Genomic DNA, 22,348 nt, shown 5'->3' on the forward strand with positions numbered 1-22,348 from the left:
TGATTCGACAGAGAGTGTGAAGTGTTCGCTCATCTCGCCGGCGGGGCGAGTAGAGGCATCTGCGTAATTATAATCTCTCCGACAGTTTTATGTGGGTCCCGGTCAGACTGCTATGCGTCCGCATCCTACGTTCACGGCCTGAGAAGGCTGAGAACGACGTAGTGATAGCTACGGTCAATGGGTGCGTGCAGACGGCGTCCATCCCACACCGACGCCGAAACCAACTCCCAAGCGATCACCCAGAACGATGCACGATCCACCCGACTCAGAGACGCCAGCATTAGCGGACTTCATCGGAACACGGGATTCGTTTCTCGTGATTCGGGATCCGCAACTAGCAAAGACTGGTTCGCAAGCACGTGCGCAACTCAGGTCGTTGCCGTTCCTCGCCGAATTCGGCCTCGATAGAGTTTCACATCCGGAGATATACGATAACGGGTTGCGACTCGTTGAGTACGAACTGTTTCCGAACGAGGACCTCCGAGAGCATGGGGTGGGTGGTGTCGAGTTTCCACTAGTTCACTACGTCAGCCAAGAGATGCTGACGGGAGAACTACGGGACGAAGACAGCACATTCGACGATCAAGACGTTATTCGGCGGCTGCTGCGGAAGCGCCCGGAAAGTCTGCCATATGTGCTCGTCACTGACACGAGCACACCAAAGATGCCCCGTCATACGAAAAAACCAGGGAAATCGTTCATCGACGAGTTCGAGTGCACGGTCACCGATTACAAAGGACTGCTAAAGCGGTACATACAGTACAACCTCGATTCGGATCTACCGCTATCAACGACGCAGAATCTGTTCTTCCATCAGATTTCTGCGCATCACAAACAGGAAGGTCTCGAGGCAGGCTCGATTCCGGTACTCTTCGATTACACGCAGATTCCGGCTGACAGTCCCGCCTGGGCACCCCTCTACTACCTCATTCGAGAGGACGTAGACCGTGTACTGGAAGATTACTCCGAGCGCATCAGAGAGGCGCTCCGTTCGTGGACTGAGCGCGGGCCCACGCAGAAAGTCGCGAACAGCATGCTCGACATGCTCGAACGTGTAGAATTCGAGGAAGATCGATTAGACAGTTATCGTTATCGCCACCAGGAGGACATATGAGTACAACATACACACCGGCGACCAACAAGCCGGACAAACTACTCACCGGGTTCATCTCGGTGCGAGCACCGGAGCTAAAACACATCTACGGCTCACTTCAGGGGACCACCAGTGTCTCGGAAGTCACGAGCAAATTCGGTCGACCAGCCACCGGCGGTGAGGTGAAAACCGATCACGTCGAAGGGTCACTTCGTTTCCTGAATGCGGTCGACCTTGTCGAGAGTCCGACCGGGGACATCAAAGATACGGTCGAACCCATTAACGAGCGGCACTTCGAGGGCCTCCCTTTCGAAGCACGGTTGCTATACCACTGCAATCAGCAGGACGGTCGTCAGTCCCACTTTGGGGATGTTCACCGTGCCCTATTGAGTGAGGGGAGCCGAACGGTGAACGCTGGCCGAGACAACCTTCGAACCATCCTGAAGCGCGAGACTGACTACGACTTCAGTTGGACTGACGAGAAGATCGACATGTGGGTGACGTTGTGCGAGCAACTGGGTCTTGTGTCGGAGACCGAGGACGGTCTCGTGCTGAGCCCCTGTCGGGCAATGATGTACGACGCGCTCGTACTCGCCCCAACTAGTTCAGGAGAGGACGCAGGCTACGACGGAGAGACAGTTGAAAACGGTGAATTCCGACGCGCACTCAACTGGATCAACGACAACCTGTTCACCGTCTACAAGGCACGAACTGGAACGCCGCGGCTTCACCCTGCAATCGCTGACGTCCTCCGTAACATGGAGGAAGATGGGGTCCTGTCCCTGTCTGCACCCGGCGACGCGCAGAACCAGGTAGAAGTGCCACCAGCAGACCTCGACGATGACGTCCGCGGAAACAGACGAAGCGTGACGCACGTTTCGATTCATTCTCGACCGGACGAAACGGCGTATCAGTACCCTCTCGACCAACTTCTTACTCACCAATGAGCCAGCAAACCGAAGATTCACCGGCCAGCGGAGAGATGCCCCACTACTGGGACGACGACGAAGTCGACCACTTCATCACGTCGGAAGCCCACACGAAGAAGAAGACGCCCGAACAGTTCCGAGAGACCCACGTCGACATCGATCGTATTTACGCAGACACGCTGACCCCACTCGGTATCTCGGGCGACTTCGTCACCCAAGAGAACGTACTCGACGCGATTACTGCCTCGAATATCGACGACCCGAACCGTATTTTCATCCTCCGTGGTGAACCAGGGTCGGGGAAAAGCCAGCTCTGTGAGTGGACGAAGTACCAGATAAATGGGTACGGCAAGGATGACGACGGTGTTGAAGACTACGTCGCCCTGCACGTCTCCCGTAGCCAGACCCGAATGGATCAGATCATCGATGTCCTCACTGAGCCACTCGATGTCGACACCGATGTCAGAAACATCGATGATCTCGACCCTGCCGATGCGGCGAGTGCTATCGTCGAGTATATGCGCGGCATCTGGTCAACCGAGCACTTTTCGGACCAAGAGATACAGGAGCTGACCGAGAACAGAGGCGATAATAGCGACCTGCGAGAAATCTTCGCCAAGAATATCAGGGAGTATCAGGAGGCTCTCGATTCTCGTGACGAGAATCCTGACTTCAATCTGCTAACCCGCGCAGATTTCCGTACTCTACGCCTGCAACTGAGCTTCAGTACGAAGCTCACGGAGAACAAAGACGTTCTGTACTCTGTCCTGAAGAACGAGGCTCACGAATACCTTTCCCGCAATCTCGTGGGCGACTTCAAGGAACAGCTACAGCAATACTCGGAGATGTATCAGGAGCGAGGTATCCGGCCGGTACTCATCTGTGAGGACCTCACGACGTTCAGCGTCCTGAAAGAGCAACTTCTGGATCACATCTTCGAACTCAGTAGTAGCAGCTACGACATCGTTCTCGGTTGGACGGTCGGCTGGGAGCAGGACAACATCGACGACGCCCTCGCTCGCGAAGACGCAGCGACGTACATGCAAGGGCGATCCGAGGGGTACCTAACGATGACCGACGAGAACGGCGAGGCGTACTTCCTCGACGACGATGCTTCGGTAGCTCTCGCCCGATCGTATCTAGGTGCCATCAAACGGAATTCTGATGCGGCAGACGCGCCTCAGGACGTCGCAGAAGCTTTCGACGGTTTGTACCCGTTCAACGAGCGCTTCATACACGTCGCTTATCGACAGCTAAACGACGAAGGAAGCAACCGGAAGACGCCTCGACTGTTGCTTCTTCGAGTGGTCAAGCACTGTCTCAAGTCGACGTGGGCACCTTACGAAGCGATGAAGTCGAACTCGTTCGTCGACACGCCGACCTTCGAGATCGACATGAAATACGACCAAATCTACCAAGACGTCAGCCGCTGGTACGGAGTACCTGTCGAGGACGGCGTCGGGGTCAAGGTCGGCATCTTCGAAACGTTCGGCATCGAACTACCGGACGACGACATTGCCGCTGTGAAAGGCGATTACGTCGTGTTCGACAAGGGCAAAGGGAGTGCGGTACTCGATAAGATCAAGAATCCGCCGGTACCGGATCACGAGGTCGATACCGAGGACGACGAAGACGACAAAGAAAGCAACTCTCCTGAGGGCGAAGAAGGCAAAGAAGCAGCAGACGACGAGGAGCCAGAAGACGAGCAGGTTGAGGTCATCGACGAACCAGAACTGAGCGAGGAAGAACGCGAGCGACAGCGAAAATTCCAAGAGTTCCAAGACTGGGTCACGAGCGGCGAGGAGTATCCCAGTTCGGACACGCTCCACGACGGCGCAGTCGCCGTTCTCAAACGGTGGCACAACCCCACACGCCTGAGTAATCCGAACTCCTCGACGCGGTCGGTCGGTGGGATCTACTACGCTCGCGGCGACAGTATCCCGGTCTCCATTCAGGGGGACCAACAACGTCAGGCTAGCGTCGACATCGAACTCGAATGGGGTGCAGAACACGCCGATCTCTATACTCCGATGCTGGAGTACGGACTGTTCGATATGTTCGATCCAACGACGACGAACTTCGATCAGCTCCGTGCGTGGGCAGACACTAACGTCGCCCAGTTTCAGCATGAAATGCGCGAAGAGATCGAGGACTGTCTACCCGAGGAGCTCACGATAGAGAAAACGCTGGTCCTCGCACAGTTCTTCCTTATCAACGCTGCCCGTGGTGTGGAGGTCGACGACGATCAGATTCCCACAGAAATCGCCTTCGAGGAGTACGACAGCAACCAGTCGTACGGTAAACCGATCGTCGAAAACTTCGATCGAGATAGCGCGTTTGGACAGGCGTTCACCAACCTCACCGTGTCGTCGGGAGATATTAGTGACCTCATCGAGGGGTTCTTCCTCCTCAAATCGAACGTCGTAGACTACGAGCGCCTGTCTGAAGCACGTAGGGAGGTTGCCGAAGACCTAGAGGCACACGTCGACGCTGCGATGGTCATCGATACCGACGAACTCGCTGACGCGTACAAAGTCGGAACGACGCGAAATAACGCCAATACCAAGGTATCGAGTCTCTTCGATCGGATTTCGGATTACGCAGCAGAACTCCAGCGGCTCACGGTCGACGACGACGCATCACACATCCAAAAGGCGCTTGAACCCGTTGAACGGTGGTACGACAGCGGCCATACGGTCGATCAGCTCGCAGAGTGGTTCGAGACGTTGTATCAGTGCGCAGGTGCGATGGACGTGCCGATCAAGTCGAGTTACGAGGACGCCTACGAACTGCTCACCGAATCACCGGAGGAAGTGAAGCTCACGGCCTTCCGTGATGACGTCGAGCAGTTCCGGAACATGGGCGACGCAACCGGTGTGACGTTCATCGCCCGACTTCACGACTTCGCCCGGAGCCAGGACGAACAAGCAGCGTGGGAGATATACGGGGCGTTCGACTCGCTGATCAGCGATCTCCAAGATCAGGAACACGCTACCGGGGCCGATCTCGAACATCGCATCAAGCAACTCAGCGAGTACAGTAACTACGAGCAGAAGCGCCAGTCGATCGTCTCTCTGACGGAGGATCTGTAAAATGAGCGAATCGAAATCACTACCGACGGCTGTTGACGCCCTCGAAGACAAGGCTCGAGAACACAAGCAGGCACAGAACACGCAGTATCACGTCTCTGTCGCGCGGCACAACATCAGTGAGGTGAACGACGAACTCGACGAACTCGCTGAGCGCCTTCGAGACCTAAAATACTACAAGACAGTGCTTGAGGAGGCCTTCGACGGTTCCGCGCCATCGATGACCAGTAGTGCGGTTCAGGTGGCGGAGAAAGGGGTCGAGGTGACTCAAGAGGATCTGCTCGAGAACGTCCAGAGCGACGATATGGGCGAGGGGAACGCAGAACTCGACGATCTTGGCGCAGACGGTCAGAACGACCTCGAAGTCCAACTGACACCGGACGTCGAGACGCAGATCAAGCAGATTCGGTCGGCGAAGAAGCAGGTAAAGAACGTCACCGAAACCATTGAGGGTCAACTCGACAGCAAGCGCGACGAGTGGAGTACAAAGGTCGCAGCGGCAGAGGAACTCCAGAAGATCCTCGGTGGGCAGGACTCGGACTTCGCGCGTACACTCAACCACATGCACACGTTGCTGACACGAGAGTTGATGGACTTGAGCGGAAGCGCCACGAGTTTCGTGTCAAAGTGGGATAACGCCACCAGCGACTGGGAGAAACATCAATCGCTCCAGAGCTTCGACGACTTTCAAGAGAAACACGACCTCTCAGACTCCACAATCGAGGACGTAAAGACGCTCAGTAAGTCACAACAGCTTACGTTGGCGGATGTCTCGCTCGACTCGCTCGAGGAGATGAAGCGCGTGGATGAACTGGAGTCGGCGGTGGAACTCAACCTGTAACGATGAAGGATCCCGTCGCCAGCGCGGAACAAATGCAGGCTGCATACCACGACTACTTTATCGGTCGTGGGGGACGAGCTGCGCGTAGTGTCGCTAATCGCCTGGCGGACGGCGAGGACGACATCACGGGGATGCGCGGCCCCTACCTTCAGGCACTCGACATCCCGAACTGGAGCGGCCGTTCGTGGGACGCGTTCGCCAGGTCGGCACGTCTCGAGCCGCATATCCGCCGGGCTTTCTCGAAGATCGGCTTCGAGCGGCTCTACGACTTCCAGGAGCGTAGTATCGAGGCCATTCTCGAGGGAAATGATACCGTCATTACTGCCGCGACGGGACGAGGAAAAACTGAAGCGTGGCTCATTCCTATCCTCAACCGCATCCTCGAAGACAAACGGCACAGTGACGGGGGAGACGACACGAGCGTCAAGGCTACGCTCATCTATCCAACAAAGGCACTTGCGCAGGACCAGTTGAAACGTCTCCTCCAGTACCTCTACCTCATCAACAACCACCTACGGTCGGAACAACAGATCACCGTCGGTATTTACGACGGTGATACCCCGCGGAATGTCGGCGAATCAGGCTCCGAAGGGTACCTCAATGCGACCTTCCGTCACTTCGAGTGCCCTGGGTACAATGACGAACTCGACAAATGCCAAGACTGCGGTGGTGGTGTTCGGATCCGAAACACCGGCGCTCGGTTCAAACTCATTCCAGAGAAAGCGCACTGTGAAGACGATGAACCGCACGACGTTCCGCTCGATTTCCTGCGGCTAACGAAGAACGACATCCTCGAGAACGGCGTTGACATCCTGCTCACCAACCCGGACACGATCAACTACCGACTCATCAACACTAACGCCGAAGACGAACACGAGCGGTTCGTCTACGAACCCGAGTTCCTCGTCTTCGACGAGGTCCACACCTACGACGGCCTGTTCGGGAGCTACACGTCGACGCTGATGAAGCGAATCCAGTCGCTCCGCGAGGAACGCGGCCTTGACGACTTACAACTCGTCGCGAGCAGTGCGACCGTCGAGAACGACGTCGAGTTGTTCCAGAAGGTTAGCGGTGCCGTCGATGTCAAACAGGTGAGTGAGTCACCACGCGACCTCGATGGGGAGGTTCCGGACGATGTTCCGGAAGAGCTAATGTCGCACAGTCTGTCCGTCGACCGCATTCTGCGTGCGACGGCCGCGCCGGACGACGTTGTTCCGGGCCTCGATGCGTTCGACTACACGCTGGAGGATGCATCGAGTTACGACCGTGACCGCCGGGAGACGCTAGTGAGTGACGCTCTCTTCGACCATCTCACCGAGGTCGAGGATGACCTCGGCGCACAGGTCGTTCGCTACGTCCACCAGTTGCTGTACGACGAGCCGCTCACACGGTCCCAACTACACGACGAGTTAGCGACGACGCTGAATCTCGACACCGATGAAGCATCGAAACTGGTGTCGAACGTCCGGACCCTCGGTGAGTTTTCCGGTATGCTGGAGAACCGAAGTCACGTGTTCTCTTGGCCGATCGACGGCTTCTATACGTGTCCATCGTGTGACGCGACGTACCGCTCCCCACAGGACGACTGTAACGAGTGTGGATTCGACTTCGTCACGCGCTCTACCTACTGCCGACACTGTAGCGACGAACACCTTGTCGGATGGTACTGTCCAGGCTGCGACCAACTAGAGCCGTACACGCCGACCGAACACGGGACGATCGACCAAGACGAGGAACACGTCTGCCGCCGATGTGAGGAAGCGCGCGACGATGTCGTCCAGATGGTTCGTACGACGTTCCAGCCGTTCCTCGAGTGCCTCGACTGTGGACTCCGAACCGAGCGAACGACGACCCGTGACTGTCCCGAGTGCGGTTCCAAGACCGTCAGGACCGACGATAAGACGTTCACCTGCGTTAATCCGAAGTGTGAGTCGGCTCACGAGATCGAGCGAGTCTGCGACAGCTGTGACGGGTCCGACTTCGGACTAGCTACTGTTGCGAATCGATTCGATTGCCCGGAATGTGGCGCGACTTACGAACACCCCGAGCAGGCCCCTGACCAGTGTGTCGACTGTGGTTCCTCACTCACCTCGACGAGGTTCCTTCCCTGGGTCTGTGGGAGCGACGATTGTAGCCGGGTCCTCTTCGATGATTCCCCCAATCAATGCGACTGTGGCACATCGTCGTTCGTAAAGCGCGGACTCTTCGAGATTCACGACGACCAACACTGCCGTTCGTGTGAGACGGCATTCCTCGGCGACGAGGGTTGCAACTGTGACGATCCGGACATTCATCCGCGGACCGGTCACCATCAGGCCTACAAGACGATCGACACCAGTGGGTGGATTCACACGATGAGTTCGCAGCCGTCGGCTGTCCCGTGCCCGCATCCGTATGCCCGGTACGAGATTGACCGCCGGTTCGACGAACTGATGCGAGGTCCGAGCAACCTCGCGGTGACCACCTCGCAGTACATGTTGCGCCGCGTGGCCGACGAGGAAGGCCAACAGGCGGCGAAGCTCCTGTCGTTCGCTGACTCTCACCGTGACATGAAGGAGCTCAGTCGTGACTTCTCGGAACCAGAGGTCGAGACCCTTCTCGATCAACTGTTAATCGAAAGTGCGTCGTCCCGTAATGACGGGAACGACTGGACACCGTTTAATCAAGTCCTCGAGGATGCGGCGAACATCGTCGACGAGGTAAACGATGCACTGGAACCGCCGCGAGTCGCGAGGAGTGTCGAGTTTGACCTGAAGTCACGATTGAAAGATCAGCCCCGAAAGCGCTGGGACGACGATGACGCGCTTCGGGATCGACTCACCCGACGCGCACTCGAACACACCTACAGCCAGCGTTTGGGCGAGCGGGACGGCTCCCTCACCGAAGAAGGACTGCTCGATGTCCGCTTTGCCCCAGGTCTCGACGAACTCGATGGTGATGAGCGCGCTATCGTCCGCGAACTCGCCGACGAAGGCAATGACTATCGTGTCGCAAACTTCGACCATCCGAGTCCCGACAGGCCCGCCGAAGCAGTCGTCGACGAACTGGTCGACCGCAATATCCTCTCCTACGGGCACTCTGATGACTACGTCTCGTTCGATCCGTCGGCGCTCGCTGTTACGGTTGCGGGCGACGGTGATGGTATTCGGTTCGACCCTGATACTGAGCGGTACTACACGATGCTCCAGCACCAGTTTGGTCTAGATACGCAGTCCACTGTTCAGTCCGGAACGTCGCTCGCCGAACGTGCCTCGACCTCCCATCCCCGGTTCACACAGCGTGCCCACCGTGCCGAATACTCAGAGACGCGGATTCTCATCTCTGAGGAGTATCTCGGGGCGACGAATAAGCGCAAACGTCGGGAGTTAGAGTACCTCTTCCGCGAGGAGAACTACCCCCACCACCTCTCTTCGGGACCGACGATGGAACTCGGAGTCGACATCGGCGACCTCGACGCACTCCTGCTGTATGGGACGCCGCCGAACATGAACGCGTACCTCCAGCGGGTCGGGCGTGCGGGGCGCAGCTCCCATTCTTCGATGGTTCACTCGGTCAGTCAGCGCAACCCGATCGACTACTACTACTACGACCACCCGGACGAACTCATCGACACCGATCCGACTCCAGTACCGCTCAACGAACACAACGAGGAGGTCCTACGCGTTTCGCTGTCGTGGGGGATCTTCGACTACGTGGCGGCTAACTTCACTATTCCGTGGGATGTCAGTCGACACGGTAGCGCGCGGTCGATCGATGGTGGAGATACCTATCACCGTCGGAGCATGCTTAACGAGAGCGAACGTGACGACGCCAGTAAACTGACCCACGTCATGTCCCTCGGTGCCGACACGCTGTCGCTCGGCAGCGACGACTCAAAACTCGACGTACTCGGCGAAGTCGTCGACGACTACGAACGAGACATCGCCGACTACCTTGAATCTCTCCTCGACTACCGCTACTGCGAAGAATGTGAGCGGCGGTACGCTACTGACGACGACCGCGAAACGTGTACCAACAGTGACTGTGATGGAGAAATCCTGCACGCTCAGAGCGAGTTCGGCCACCTTGTCGACGACGTTCTCGCGAACTTTGACGAGCGCTACATCACTGGATACCGTGAATACAAACGGGGACTGGAAAGTGAGTTGTCCGACCTGAAACGACGTAACTCTCGATTGCGTCGTGACCAGCAGCGGGCCGGGTCAGACGAACGGGCACGCATCATGCGCGAACGCCGGGGCCTCAAGGACCGCATCGAGGTTCTCGAGGACTACCTCTCTGATCTGGGTGGTGCGAGCTACTTCGACTTCCTCAGAGAGTCCCGTGAAAGCAAATACGACTTCTCGATGCGGAGCGTCGCCACGACGGCCGGTCTGTCCCTGGTCGACGAAGGGTACAACCGCCGGAACGTCGGCGATCAGGGGAGCGGCCGCGCGATGCAGATGGCGCTCTCAGAACTCCACCCCGGTGCCGCCTACCTTGACGGCGGGGAGACGTACACCGTCTCGCGCGTCCGACTCGACGACAAGGCTAGCTCGGACCTCCGTGATACCGTGAGCGAAGCCGTCGACGGAGATCACCTGGCCGAGGAACTCGTCTGTCCGGCGTGCCACACCTCGCACGACCTCGACGCTGACGGGTGTGATTGCGATAACGATGTGCCGCTCAAGCGACGCCGACTGGCGGTACTCGATTCGGTCGATGCCTACCACGACAACCTCAAACTGACCGCAGAGGGTGACGAAGCGCGCTACCTCCACGACGAACCGAACAAACCGATCCAGAACACGTACGCCGAGCGGGAGACGTCGATACTCGAGTTCGACTCTGAACGGACGTTCGAACTCCAGGATGCCGATGGCGATCCTCTCGGGACGATCGAGTACGGCGATTACTCGGTCCTGCTGCATACGAAGAGCTACAAGACGAAGTACAAGTCCGGTGAGGTCGATCCGAGGCCGACAGCCTTCGAGGTATGCGGTGAAGAGAACTGTCCAGGCGTCATCTATCGTGACGATGACGACGAGCGTCGGTGCAGCGCCGACTCCGACCACTTCCCTAACGGCCGCGGGGCTGACTCCGAGTTCATCCGCCTTGGATACCAGTACGATACTCAGGGTGTCCGAGTTGACCTCAATGACCGCGACCTGTCGCACACGTTGGCACATGGCCTCCGAGTCGCGCTGCAATACCTCGGCGGCGTCAACATTCGTGACCTCGCCGAATATGTCGGCGAGGAGCATGTAGATGTCTTCGAGTCTCAGGAAGGCGGGTCCGATGTCGCGCGTCTCCTCTTCGAGCGGACGGACGGAGAGTTCCGGGCGTTCCACCGTGCAGTCGGGCTTATGCGCGATCAGTTCGACTGTGACTGCGAGAACGGGTGTCCGTCCTGTCTCTACCAATACGGCTGTGACGTCAGGAACGACCAGCGGTCGTTCGACCGAGAACGTCTTCGAGACATCCTCGCCAACGGTAGCGTGATCATTCAACCGATCACGAACCACGAAATCGACGAACAGCTCACCGACTGACCAACATCCCACACCAATTGCCACCGATGGATTTCGACCCACTCGAACTCGCGAACTCGATGCGCGAATCGTACGCTGAACACTACGCCGGCTCCCAGCCACAGCGAGCCGTCAAGAACCTCGTCTCGCGGTACCACGACGGGTCTGGCGAGTCACTGGAGGACGACCTTCCTGAGTTCATCCGGACGAAGGGACCCTACCTCCAGGTGCTGGATCTTCCACGGATGAGCGACACCTCTTGGGAGACGTTCGCCAGCAACCACGGCCTCCACGACGATGTCACCGAAACGTTCTCTGAGGCCGGGTTCCGATCGCTGTATGAATTTCAGGAGTCAGCGGTCGAATCGGTTCTTGAGGACCACCACACGCTCCTGACCGCAAGTACGGGTCGGGGAAAGACCGAGGGATGGCTCATCCCCATCCTCCAGTTCATTACTGAAGCAAAAGCGGGCCAGCACGACGACCATCCACCGGACAGTGTCAAGTGCGTCCTCACATACCCGACAAAAGCACTCGCACAGGACCAGTTGAAACGATTAATCGATTACCTCTTCACGCTCAACCGGGATCGATCGCCGGACGAGCAAGTAACCGTCGGTATCTACGACGGAGACACTAAGCGTCGCGACCCCGACGAACTCGCGTACCTCCAGACCACGTTCCAATACTTCGACTGCCCGTGCGACGAGTGTGATTCGTCGCTGACGGTTAGGCAGCGTGACGACGACTCGTTCGTCGTCGAACCGATGGTGGAACACGAGGACGACCTCACGTTCGATTTCATCAAGGTCACTCGTGACGCCATCGTCGAATCGCCAGCGGACATCCTGTTGACGAACCCGGACACGATCAACTACAGGCTCTTCAACGTCAACGGTGACGAGGAACAGCAGCGCTTCGTCGCCGAGCCGAAATACTTCGTGTTCGATGAGATCCACGAGTATTCCGAACTCTTCGGTTCGTTCACGTCGACGCTCATGCGCCGGTATATTCGAGAGCGGCAGGAACTCAACGGGTACGAGAGTGAGGCAGACGACGATCTCACCATCGTCGGTGCGTCGGCGACCGTGGAGAACAAACGGACGGTCTTCCAGCGCATCAATCCATTCGTCGACCCTGACATCGAAGTTGTCGAAGAAGACGAGCGTACCCTCGACGCACCGTTCCCCGTCGACATCCCCGACGAATTTGTTTCGGCAGAAATGAGCGAAGAGGATCTACGTGCCGGGGACACCGATGCCGCGAGGCAAGCACTTGACGCCGCTGCCGTAGAGGACGGTAGTGAGGACGTTGATGATGCGCTCTACGAACATTTAGTCGAGGACGAAGGCGGGCCCCTTGAGTTCGTCCGCGGGATCTACGCGGCGCTTCGTGAGACCCCACTTCGGCCAGTCGGTCTTCGGGACCGCCTGATCGACGAGACTGGGCTTTCCGAGTCCCAGGCGGAGACAGTCGTAGCGAACTTCATGACTATCGGCGAGGTGTCGGGTATTCTCGAGCGCCGCGCACACTTGTTCAGTTGGCCGCTCGACGGTTACTATACGTGTATTAACTGCGGGACTGTCTACGACACCCCGCAGTCGTCCTGTACTGAGTGCGACCACCACTTCGTAACGAAACTCTCACTATGCAACGAGTGTGGTGAAGAGTCGCTTGAATCGTGGTTCTGCCCGAACTGTGAGCGTCTCGCACCTCATACCGTCACGTCGGAAGAGGGCCGTTTCGAGTATTTCCAACGAAGAGAATGTCAGTGTGAAACCGTCGACGGCGAAACACCGGAGATGGTTCGGATTTACTGGCGACCGTACTACGAGTGTACGGACTGTGGCGAGCGTCAGAAGATTGACCACCAGCATGACTGTCCCGACTGCGACGCCGCGATGGTCCTCGACGATTCGATGGAGAAGCACGTCTGCACCAACCCAGACTGTGACGGCGAACTCACGGTTGAGGAAGCACGGGAACCCGAATGTCATTCCTGCCATTCCACTGCGTTAGAGCCGCTTGCAGACGAGGATGTTCAGTATTGCACCGAGTGTGGAGAAGTCTACGAAGATCCGGAGGGTCAGGAGTGCACTACGGACGACTGTGACGGCGAGCTCACGCCCAAACGGTTCCTCGGATGGACGTGCAGCGACCCCGGGTGCGACGAAGTGTATTTCGGTAATCCACCCGCATCGTGCAGCTGCAATAAACGGAAACTCGTTCGATCCGCGCTGTTCGACATCAACATGGTCGACGAGTGTCAGTCCTGCGGGCACGAGTTCCTTCCTAACGGCCCACACAACTGCAACTGCGACGATCCCGAGATTAGCCGCCGGGCGAAGGGCTACGGGAACTTTCGGATGGTAGACGATAACGGACGAATTAGGGAAGCGAGTAACTTCCCCGGCGGACTGCCGTGTTACCACGAAGATAGGCGAGAGACCTACGCGAAGAACCGGCGATACGACTCGATGCTCCGTGGTCCGGCTAATGCTGCTGTGACGAGCGGGCGCTATTTGTTGCGTTCACTGGCGGATCGCGACGATCCCAGTACCTTCGGAGAATCGAAGATGCTCTCGTTCGCGGACAGCCAGTCCGACATGAAGGAACTCGAGCGGAACTTCCGCGAACCCGAAGAGTCGTTCTTCTTCGACCAGTTGTTCGTAGATAGCGTCAGTTCGGAGGCCGACGAATCGGGTTGGGCAACACTGTCCGACGTCGTAGAGTGTGGAGTAGACGATGCTCACCAGTACGAAGGGCAATTAGTCGGTAAGGACGGTAACGCCCCGGGGATGTACGAACATCTGACCGGCTACGACCAGTCGGTCGACGAATACCTGACGGAAGAATTAGTGTCTCGCGTCTTTGAAGGGAAGTACAGTCAGCGTTACCGCAGTAACCAGCTTAGCGACGAGGGACTGGTCGACGTTCGGCTGGACACCGAAATTGACGAACTCAGCGAGGGCGAACGTGAGTTACTCGTAGAGGCAATCGGTCAAAACCACCATTACGAGCCAAATCTGGTGGACGAGACCGAGGACGGACACGATCATCTCGATTCCCTCGTCGATCGCGGTATTCTACGTCGCGTCGAAGAGGAGGGGAGTCGGTACGTCATGGTCGACGAAGATGCGGTCGAATGTGCTGTCGTCGACAACGTGACGCCGACAAACTACAGTCCGAGCCGAGAGGAATACGCGACCTCGCTCGAAGTCACTCTAGGGCTCGCACCGGATGATGTCATCGAGTTCGGAACGACAATAGAGGACCGGTCAGAGTTCTCTCACTCCCACTACTCCCTGACTGCTCAACAGGTTTCGACGTCCGACCCGATGATGTTGCTCGCGCGGGCATACTACGGTGAGACTGATCGCGACGAGCGGCGAAAACTGGAGTACCAGTTCCGACAGGGGCGGTATCCACACTTCCTCTCGTCTGGGCCGGCGATGGAGTTAGGTGTCGACATCGGCGACCTCAACACGCTCCTCCTGTACGGGACCCCGCCGAACGCCAACTCGTATCTTCAGCGAATTGGACGTGCGGGTCGGGCTTCGGGCAATTCCCTCATTCACTCGGTCAGCCAGCGGAACCCCATCGATTACTACTACCACGAACACCCAGAGGAACTCATCGCGGCCGACCCCCAGCAGGTTCCGCTCAACGAGGTGAACCACGAAGTGCTCCACCAGTCGCTTTCGTGGGCCGTCCTCGACTGGGCTGCGACGACCCGATGGGTCCCATGGCGCCGCGAACAGAGCGGTCTCGAAGACCTCATCGTCTGTGACAACGAGCCAGTACCGCGAACGGAGCCCCGACCGAACGACGTGATGACGTTCACCGGGGTGCTTTCGTCCACGAACTTCCAGGTTCAGAGTTGGAACGATGATGCTCCACTCGAAGCACTTCGGAGGCTCCTCGACGAGAACCGGGACGAAATCGAGCAGTGGTTGGAGGACCTCCTGTCGTTCAGCGTTTGTTCAGCGTGTGGTCGAAAGCACGCCGCTGGCTACGGCGGGGAGTGTCAGCGTAACGACTGTGACGGTGTCGTCGAGTCGGTTCTCGATAAGCATGGGGACATCGTCGAAGGGATCCTCGCCGGAACCGAGGACAAACAGAGCTTCGAGGAGACTATCGTCGATCTCTATCGCGACCAGCAAGACGACATCTACGACGACATCGATGAACTTGACGAGGAAGTAAGCGATCTACGACGAGAAGAACGGAACACTCGCGATCGCGACGAAAAGCGCCGCCTACGAGAACAGCGAGAGCAGGTCGAGCGTCAACTCGACCAACTGAACGACTATCTCGACCGACTCGAGGACATGGACTTCGGTAGCTATCTGAACCGGGAGAGTCCTGCTGCGTTCGGATTGCGGTCGGTTGGTAGCTCGGTCGATTACCAGCTCGTCGGTGAAGACTTCGAGCACGTCAGCGACGGGTCACGCGAGCGCCGTATCGCTCTCTCTGAACTCCATCCTGGCGCTGCGTATCTCTACGACAGCGAGACCTACGTCGTGACACAGGTGTACTGGGAGCCGCTGGAATCTGCACGCATCACTGACGACCTCGAAGATGCGGCTATCTGTCCGACGTGTGCTTCCGAGTACGATAGCGACACCTCCAACTGCGAGTCGTGCGGGACGCGACTAAAGCCGCTCGTCACTCAGGTCCCGGAGCGAGTGATCGCGTATCAGCACGATCTCCCGCTCAGTTCGACGCCGAGTACCCAGCAACTTCAACCCTCGACGGTCTATCAGAACGATACGGAACCCCAGAGCACGTACGCTCCTGTCGAAACCGATGCCGGCGATTCGTTCGAGGCGACGTTCTCCCGGGACATCGTCGACGAAAACGGGACCGTCCACGGACAGTTCGAGTACGGAGACGTCACGCTACTCGCCTCGACGAGCAAATACTGGGCGACCTACAAGGACGGTGGAGCAGACCCGTTACCGAACGTGTTTGAGATGTGCGGTGTCGACGGATGTAACGGAGCAATCGCGAAAACTGGAGACTCGGCATACTGTACGAACAACGTCGAACATCCTGTCGATGAGAGCGAGGCTGTCCGGCCCGCAACGAAGTTCTCTACGAAGGCGGCCCGGGTACGCTTCGACAGCGAAGAACTCGAACACGGCTTCGCTCACGGCCTCCGAGTCGCACTCCAGTACATCGGCGGCGTTAGCGTCAGGCAGGTTCCGGAATCCATCGAGGACGAAGGAACACTAGTCTACGATTCCGACGAAGGCGGAAGCGGCATCACCGTGCTGCTAACTCAAGATGACGGAGAGAAATTCGAACGCGCCGTCGAACTCATGCGTGAGGCGTTTTCACCGGACGAGTCGAAGTGTAACTGCGAGAATGGATGTCCGTTCTGCCTCTACCAGTATGGGTGTGTAGAGCAGAACGACCCCGAATCGTTTGCAAAGGACGAACTGCTAGACCTGCTATCTCACGATCTTCACCTCGAACCGAGGAACGATGAGTAATCCACTCAACACCGCGAACGAACTCCGAACGCAGTCACCTGAGCGCCTCTGGGCGCTTTCAGCGGAGAGCGTGTACTCTGCACTCGCCGCAACAGCAACTGGGGAGCCGATACAGGAACGCCTCGAACCGCATGTTCGGACTGAAATTATCAGAACGAATGACGAACGAGGCCGCGATCCCGTCGTCTCGATACACGAGTGGCTGCTCGACGAACTCGGTCTCGTCGACAACGGCACCATTTCGCTACTGGGAATGGTAGTGCTAATCTCGGACGAGCCACAGCCGTTCATCCGAACAGCTACTGTCGCTCGGCTTCAGCCAGCTGAGATGGTGCTTCGCTCGTGCAACGAAATCGAGGAGGATAACGTCCCGAGACGCGAACTCGACAGCCTGCTCGCCGACGAGTGGGATGAAACCGTTCTTGCTCCCCTCTTAGGGTCGCTCGGGTTCATGACTATCTATCCCGATAGCGTCGACCTCAATCGAGAACGGATCGACAGTTCGCTGTCGGCCCAGCAGACAATGTCTACCGAGACAGTTGTTGCAGAAGCCTATCGCGACATCCTCTCTTGCGTCGTCGAATCTGCGGACGCAGCCTGTCTAGAAGACCTCGTGCAGCGATTAATTGGAACAACTCCGACGAAGGGAGAACTGGAGATGGCCGAGGTAGCAAACCTCGCCAGTACGCAAGCGATCACAGTCGATGAAACGGAAGTCGAAGACGCAGTCCGTAACCAGCGGCAGGAATACGAGGACGAATTCGACCAAGTGCGATCACTGCTGGTGCCATCAACTGAGGCCGACTTAGAGAGGGTCAACACGGACCAGTCGGTCGGACTCGACGATGTATCGGAAGATGCGGATCTTAGCGCTGATGAACGGGAGGCAGCTCTCAAAGTCGTCGCCACTGTTGCGGCATACCCCGTTCTGGCGACGTTCGACGTGCACTTCGTTACTGAGCGGTGGCCGAGCGTAACGCCGTACTCTCTCTACCAAGCACTTTCATCAGTTCCGGGAGTCGAGTGTGAGGTCAGCGACGGCCTCGTCGAATTTGAGGTCGTGCCAGAAGCTGTCGATGTCGAGGCTGTACGAGACGAATATACGAAACACCTCGTGGAACGCTGTTCGGACATTCAGAGTCGCATCGACACCCTCTCTCAAGAGACGGTGTCATTCCCACCTGACCCCGTCGCGACCGAGTCGATGGTGGTTCAGGACTACGAGTCGATCGACAGCGGGGCGATCGCACCGACCTACTTCACCTACACGCTCGTCGATCCGGACGCTCTCGGAGAGCAAAAGATGGACGCCTACGTCGGAGATTCACGTGGACTCGGTAGAGAACGGGCACGTCTCCGCCGCTGGCATGAGAGGCGCTCGTCGGGACTGAAACCGTACACTGCAATGACCGACCGCTTGTTCAGCCTCGGCCTCGAGCGCGACATAGAGGACAAGGTTTTGCGCATCATGACACCGTTCGACGACGACACGTTCAACGAGTACGTGGCCCAAATTCGTCGTCTTCTCGAACATGGCTTCGAGCTTCGTTTGCTCACTCGCCATACGAAGGAACCCTGGGAGTGGCGGCGGCTTCAACGAAACCTGCTGAGCGAGATCAAAGAACATCGTGATCGAGTGACGGTGCGTTCCTATTCGCGGTTCAAGGAACACCAGCGTGTGACGCCCGATATGGACTTCCGCGATCTCAATGAAATCGGGATTCATGGCAAACTCCAGACGGTCGGTGCACCGGAGGAAGGGGCAGCACTCCTCGGGTCTGCGAACTTCATGGAGAACAGTTACGACTGGAACCCCGAATGTGGGATCTACACCGAACGAACGCAGTTTGTTGATGCCGCAGTCGAATTCTTCGACATCGTATGGGACATCTCGGCGGCTGACGAATTATCGATTGAGCGCTTGCAAGAGATTCCCGATCACCAGCTAGTACCAACGTACTATAGCTAGCTTGTCCTGCCTAGCAAGCGCATTTGGATCTCTGCCTCAGAAACATACGTTAGTATACAAGTGGTACAAATATGTATATAGCCCAACTGGCGACTGAAGTTCTTCGCAAGTTGGCTCAGTCGATTCGTCGCCTTAATGGCTCATAGGCATGGGTTCTTACGGACTCAAAACCACCCTCACGACTCCACTTTTTGCTATATAAGCGTATTAGAAATGATAATACCCCATCTAATGGCGAGAGAAAGCGTGAGAGGTTTCGACGATTTTTGCCATTGCCGACCTCACACTTTCTAAGGAGTTTATAGAAGCCGAAATAGTAATTGGGTTTTTGTTTCCCACTAAAACTGCCGAAAGATAATTCTGGTGACAAATATAGCTTCTCGGGATGACACAAATGTGTGCAAACTGCCCACATCGGTCTAAAAATCGCAGGCCATCGAGACGACTCTGAAATCATCCAAATGATATTCTGTGTATCATCCTCCGTATTATAAATAATATTACCATTATGCAGCACGCTTAGCACACATCATGAGAGAATTTTTACTGTAATGTGGGCAGATTGCCCACAGAGTTCCAGAAATCGCAAGACGAAATCCGAAACACAATATTCAAAATCAGACATGTGCTAGGTAGCCCACTATACATAAGATGGTTTTTATAACTCAGATTTAATTCGCGCCCGGAATAGTTTGACTGATTATCATAATGTGGGCAGATTGCACACATTCCTTGAGAATTGGTGGACGTGGCAAGAGGTATCGTATGAAAATTCAGGTATTAGGATATTTGTCAGTATTACATAAACTCCCATACACTATTGGCCACCAAATTGAACTCCATCTGTTATTTCTGCGTTTTCAGACCCCACTGCTATTATTAACTCGTAGGTTCTGGCGAATCGCCATACTGTAAGGGGTCTAATGGGTTGGAGTCATCGTGAGAACGTCTAATTGGCTCGCCAATACGGATCCTTCGAGATTGCACACAAGAGCGTTCCAGCGTGACGTCTTGAGCGACGTGGTTTCCTACCGAAAGTCGCCGCTGCCCAGTGATTCATCAGAGCCAACTCGTACAAAATTGGTCATTCGCACCAGCAGCGAACTCGACTCTCATCCTCTTCGGTTTCGACCTCACACGTGAATGAATCTCCTTCAGGGAACATGATGAACCGATCTTCTTCAACGTTTTTGACGCAGTCAACGTCCTCTATCTCCCAATTCGCATCTTCACCATCCTCCCATGTGTAGTAGTCATTCTCGCCTTCAACTGCAAAATCAAGGATCCCAGATCCACTCCCGAGAATGTGTTCAACCTGTTCCAGCGTGGTTGACTGAGAGATTCTTGGCATGGTCGAGTGTTCTGTGTTCACACAAATTAATACCGGCTACTTTGGCGGCGCTGTGTCACTATTTCAAAAGGGAAGTTCGTGCCACCGATGGAGGATGGCAACTCCCAAGCTTCCCAGGTGGGGACGACGTAATTTTAGAGCATACCACGCATCCCACTACGCGGTAGGCCGTCGTCCACTGGATCAAATGCGGTCAAGAGATAAAGATATTGGCCGCGTAGACTGGTGACTTACTTTATTCTAAAGAGGTGACCTTAGACCGAGATGGCAAGTTGAGCGAGCACAGAGATCGATGCGTACCTCTGGAGACGGGGGGTTACCACTACCTCCTTCGCTGATTCATCGTACTCAATCAAGCCCTTCGCGCTGAGTTTCGGGAGGTGCGTTTGGATCAGTCCGTTGTAGGCTGATTCGTAATCGCCTGTACTGACCTGCGTGGGCGGGGTTCCGGTCTCTATCCCTCGAATGACCCTCGCGATGTGACGGACTGTTACAGAGGCGTTCTCCTTGAACAGAGAGAGGTACCGAATGAGTAGGTTACGCCGTTCGTTGCCGAGGAGTTTGTGAACCGAAGCCGGTCGGGTGTCGACGTCACTCTTAGCTGCCATTCTTCTCCACCTCCGTTGAGGGCAATGCGATAGTTGCATCTACTATTCCATCGTCGGACTTTTGCGAATCGTCCTCGACTATGTACATGCTGTCTGCTCCAGACAGCGCGGGTTCGGTGTCTTCACCACCGGGCCCACTTCTGTGGACCACCGCGCGTCAAAAATGTGTAGGTCGGGAACCGTCTTAACCGTAGGTAAATCGGCTCAGTGGCCAACAAACCAAGCTTTGGGATTCGCCTCTCTTAGAGAAACCGGGTTCTGTCAAAATTTTCCCCCAGTTGATAGAACTCGTATGCTGGATAGAGGGGCTATCCTCACTACCGTTAGCAGTCTCAGGTAGAAAAGCTAGGCGAAAATCGGACAAAAAGCGGAGCGTGATCACTGCATTCGAGTCCATCAGCGTCATAATAACAGTCCTCAGGATTCAGGCTCTCTGATGCGATCACGTGGTCGAATCGTTTCCCCGTCAGGGTATCACGGTCTCCCGTAGGATGACTGATGTCTAGTGTACCGAGATCACCGTAACCGTAGATCGTTCGAAAGACATCTACCATCCCAACATCCCCTAGACCTGTCAGAATGTTGTACTCTGCGGCCTGCCATCGCTCCGATAGTGCATCGTCCTTCTCGCTTCGCCACGGAATCACCTCACCGTCTTCGGTCTCAGCCTTGGGAGCGTTGAAGTCCCCTGCGAGTATTCGGGGCCCGGTCTCTTTCGCGAGAATGCGGTTGTATACGTTCTCCAGAATCTTGATCTTTTCCTCCCCGAACATATTCCCAGGCACGGTCCGTACGTTCCAGAGATCAATCGTTGTATCACCGAAATCAACCTCTGCGTTGAGAATCTTCTCAGGGAAATTTGTATCCCAGTGCTTGCGGGTAGCGTCACCAAACGGGGGCTCACTGATACTTGGCGTCTGTCTACTGAGGTCTTCCAGAGCACTATCCTCGTGTATCGCAATGAGATTCCCGTTCACCCCGTTGAAATCTTGGAAGGGGGGCACGTCAAGCTCTCCGAGTTTGCGACTCCAATCCAAGGTATCCACGATTTCCGCATACCCGGCAATGCCCTCCAGTTTGTTATACCAGAGTTCACGCCGGTTAGTCGTCACTTCGTTGAGCATCAGGAGATCGGGACAGTCGGCATTCTCCACAATGAACTGAATCTGCTTGTCAATCCGGTCAGGTGATCCGGCCGGCGGAAACGCACCCTGGACGTTCCACGAAAAAACCTCCATACCGTCTATATCTGGCTCTAGAATTATAATCCAATCCCAGTATACGCGCGCTGTATTCCAGCACGACCGCTAATCTCCATCACCTGCTGTGGGTTTCAACAAGACTAGAAAAGCCCACCTCGGGCTCGGGTACGTCCTAACGTGATAATATTTTCATCCGTTCCGGAACTACACTTCGACGAAGCGGAAAGGGAGATTCATAAGGAGGAACCAACTTAGCGT

Annotated in this window: 10 protein-coding genes; 7 read left to right on the forward strand and 3 right to left on the reverse strand. The window is 56.3% G+C overall.

Annotation, left to right across the window (positions count from 1 at the left end; all coding sequences use genetic code 11):
• The first annotated feature begins 247 nt into the window (after positions 1-247).
• The 7 genes from J0X27_RS05315 to J0X27_RS05345 are packed head-to-tail and all read left to right on the forward strand — an operon-like array spanning position 248 to position 18,929.
• The gene (locus J0X27_RS05315; protein WP_134668595.1) at positions 248-1,114 is read left to right on the forward strand and encodes a hypothetical protein; all 867 of its coding nucleotides are present in this window, start codon (positions 248-250) and stop codon (positions 1,112-1,114) included.
• Positions 1,111-2,040 carry a hypothetical protein gene (locus tag J0X27_RS05320; protein ID WP_207271371.1) on the forward strand — a complete coding sequence of 310 codons (930 nt, stop codon included), beginning with the start codon at positions 1,111-1,113 and terminating at the stop codon, positions 2,038-2,040. The genes J0X27_RS05315 and J0X27_RS05320 overlap by 4 nt, the downstream gene beginning before the upstream one ends.
• Positions 2,037-5,114, forward strand: a complete 3,078-nt coding sequence (locus J0X27_RS05325; protein WP_207271372.1) for a hypothetical protein — start codon at positions 2,037-2,039, stop codon at positions 5,112-5,114. Before J0X27_RS05320 ends, J0X27_RS05325 begins: the two co-directional genes overlap by 4 nt.
• Before the next feature lies 1 nt (position 5,115).
• On the forward strand, positions 5,116-5,952 hold the full coding sequence (locus tag J0X27_RS05330) for a hypothetical protein (RefSeq protein ID WP_224214653.1): 837 nt from the start codon (positions 5,116-5,118) through the stop codon (positions 5,950-5,952).
• Positions 5,953-5,954: 2 nt separating this feature from the next.
• Entirely contained in the window at positions 5,955-11,483 is a 5,529-nt protein-coding gene (locus tag J0X27_RS05335) for a DEAD/DEAH box helicase (protein WP_207271373.1), read from the forward strand.
• 26 nt (positions 11,484-11,509) lie between these two features.
• Positions 11,510-16,960, forward strand: coding sequence for a DEAD/DEAH box helicase (locus J0X27_RS05340; protein ID WP_207271374.1), 5,451 nt, complete (start codon positions 11,510-11,512; stop codon positions 16,958-16,960).
• On the forward strand, positions 16,953-18,929 hold the full coding sequence (locus tag J0X27_RS05345) for a phospholipase D-like domain-containing protein (RefSeq protein WP_207271375.1): 1,977 nt from the start codon (positions 16,953-16,955) through the stop codon (positions 18,927-18,929). The genes J0X27_RS05340 and J0X27_RS05345 overlap by 8 nt, the downstream gene beginning before the upstream one ends.
• A gap of 1,084 nt (positions 18,930-20,013) precedes the next feature.
• Here the strand turns inward: J0X27_RS05345 and J0X27_RS05350 are convergent.
• The 3 genes from J0X27_RS05350 to J0X27_RS05360 form a co-directional block, all read right to left on the reverse strand.
• Positions 20,014-20,280, reverse strand: a complete 267-nt coding sequence (locus tag J0X27_RS05350) for a hypothetical protein (protein WP_097007351.1) — start codon at positions 20,278-20,280, stop codon at positions 20,014-20,016.
• A 254-nt stretch (positions 20,281-20,534) separates the two neighbouring features.
• On the reverse strand, positions 20,535-20,888 hold the full coding sequence (locus J0X27_RS05355) for a DUF7344 domain-containing protein (protein WP_207271376.1): 354 nt from the start codon (positions 20,886-20,888) through the stop codon (positions 20,535-20,537).
• A 332-nt stretch (positions 20,889-21,220) separates the two neighbouring features.
• A complete protein-coding gene (locus J0X27_RS05360; RefSeq protein ID WP_207271377.1) occupies positions 21,221-22,126 on the reverse strand; it encodes an endonuclease/exonuclease/phosphatase family protein in 906 nt (301 codons plus the stop codon).
• Positions 22,127-22,348 lie beyond the last annotated feature (222 nt).

Origin of the sequence: Natrinema longum (genome assembly GCF_017352095.1) — an archaeon.
Taxonomy (GTDB): domain Archaea; phylum Halobacteriota; class Halobacteria; order Halobacteriales; family Natrialbaceae; genus Natrinema; species Natrinema longum.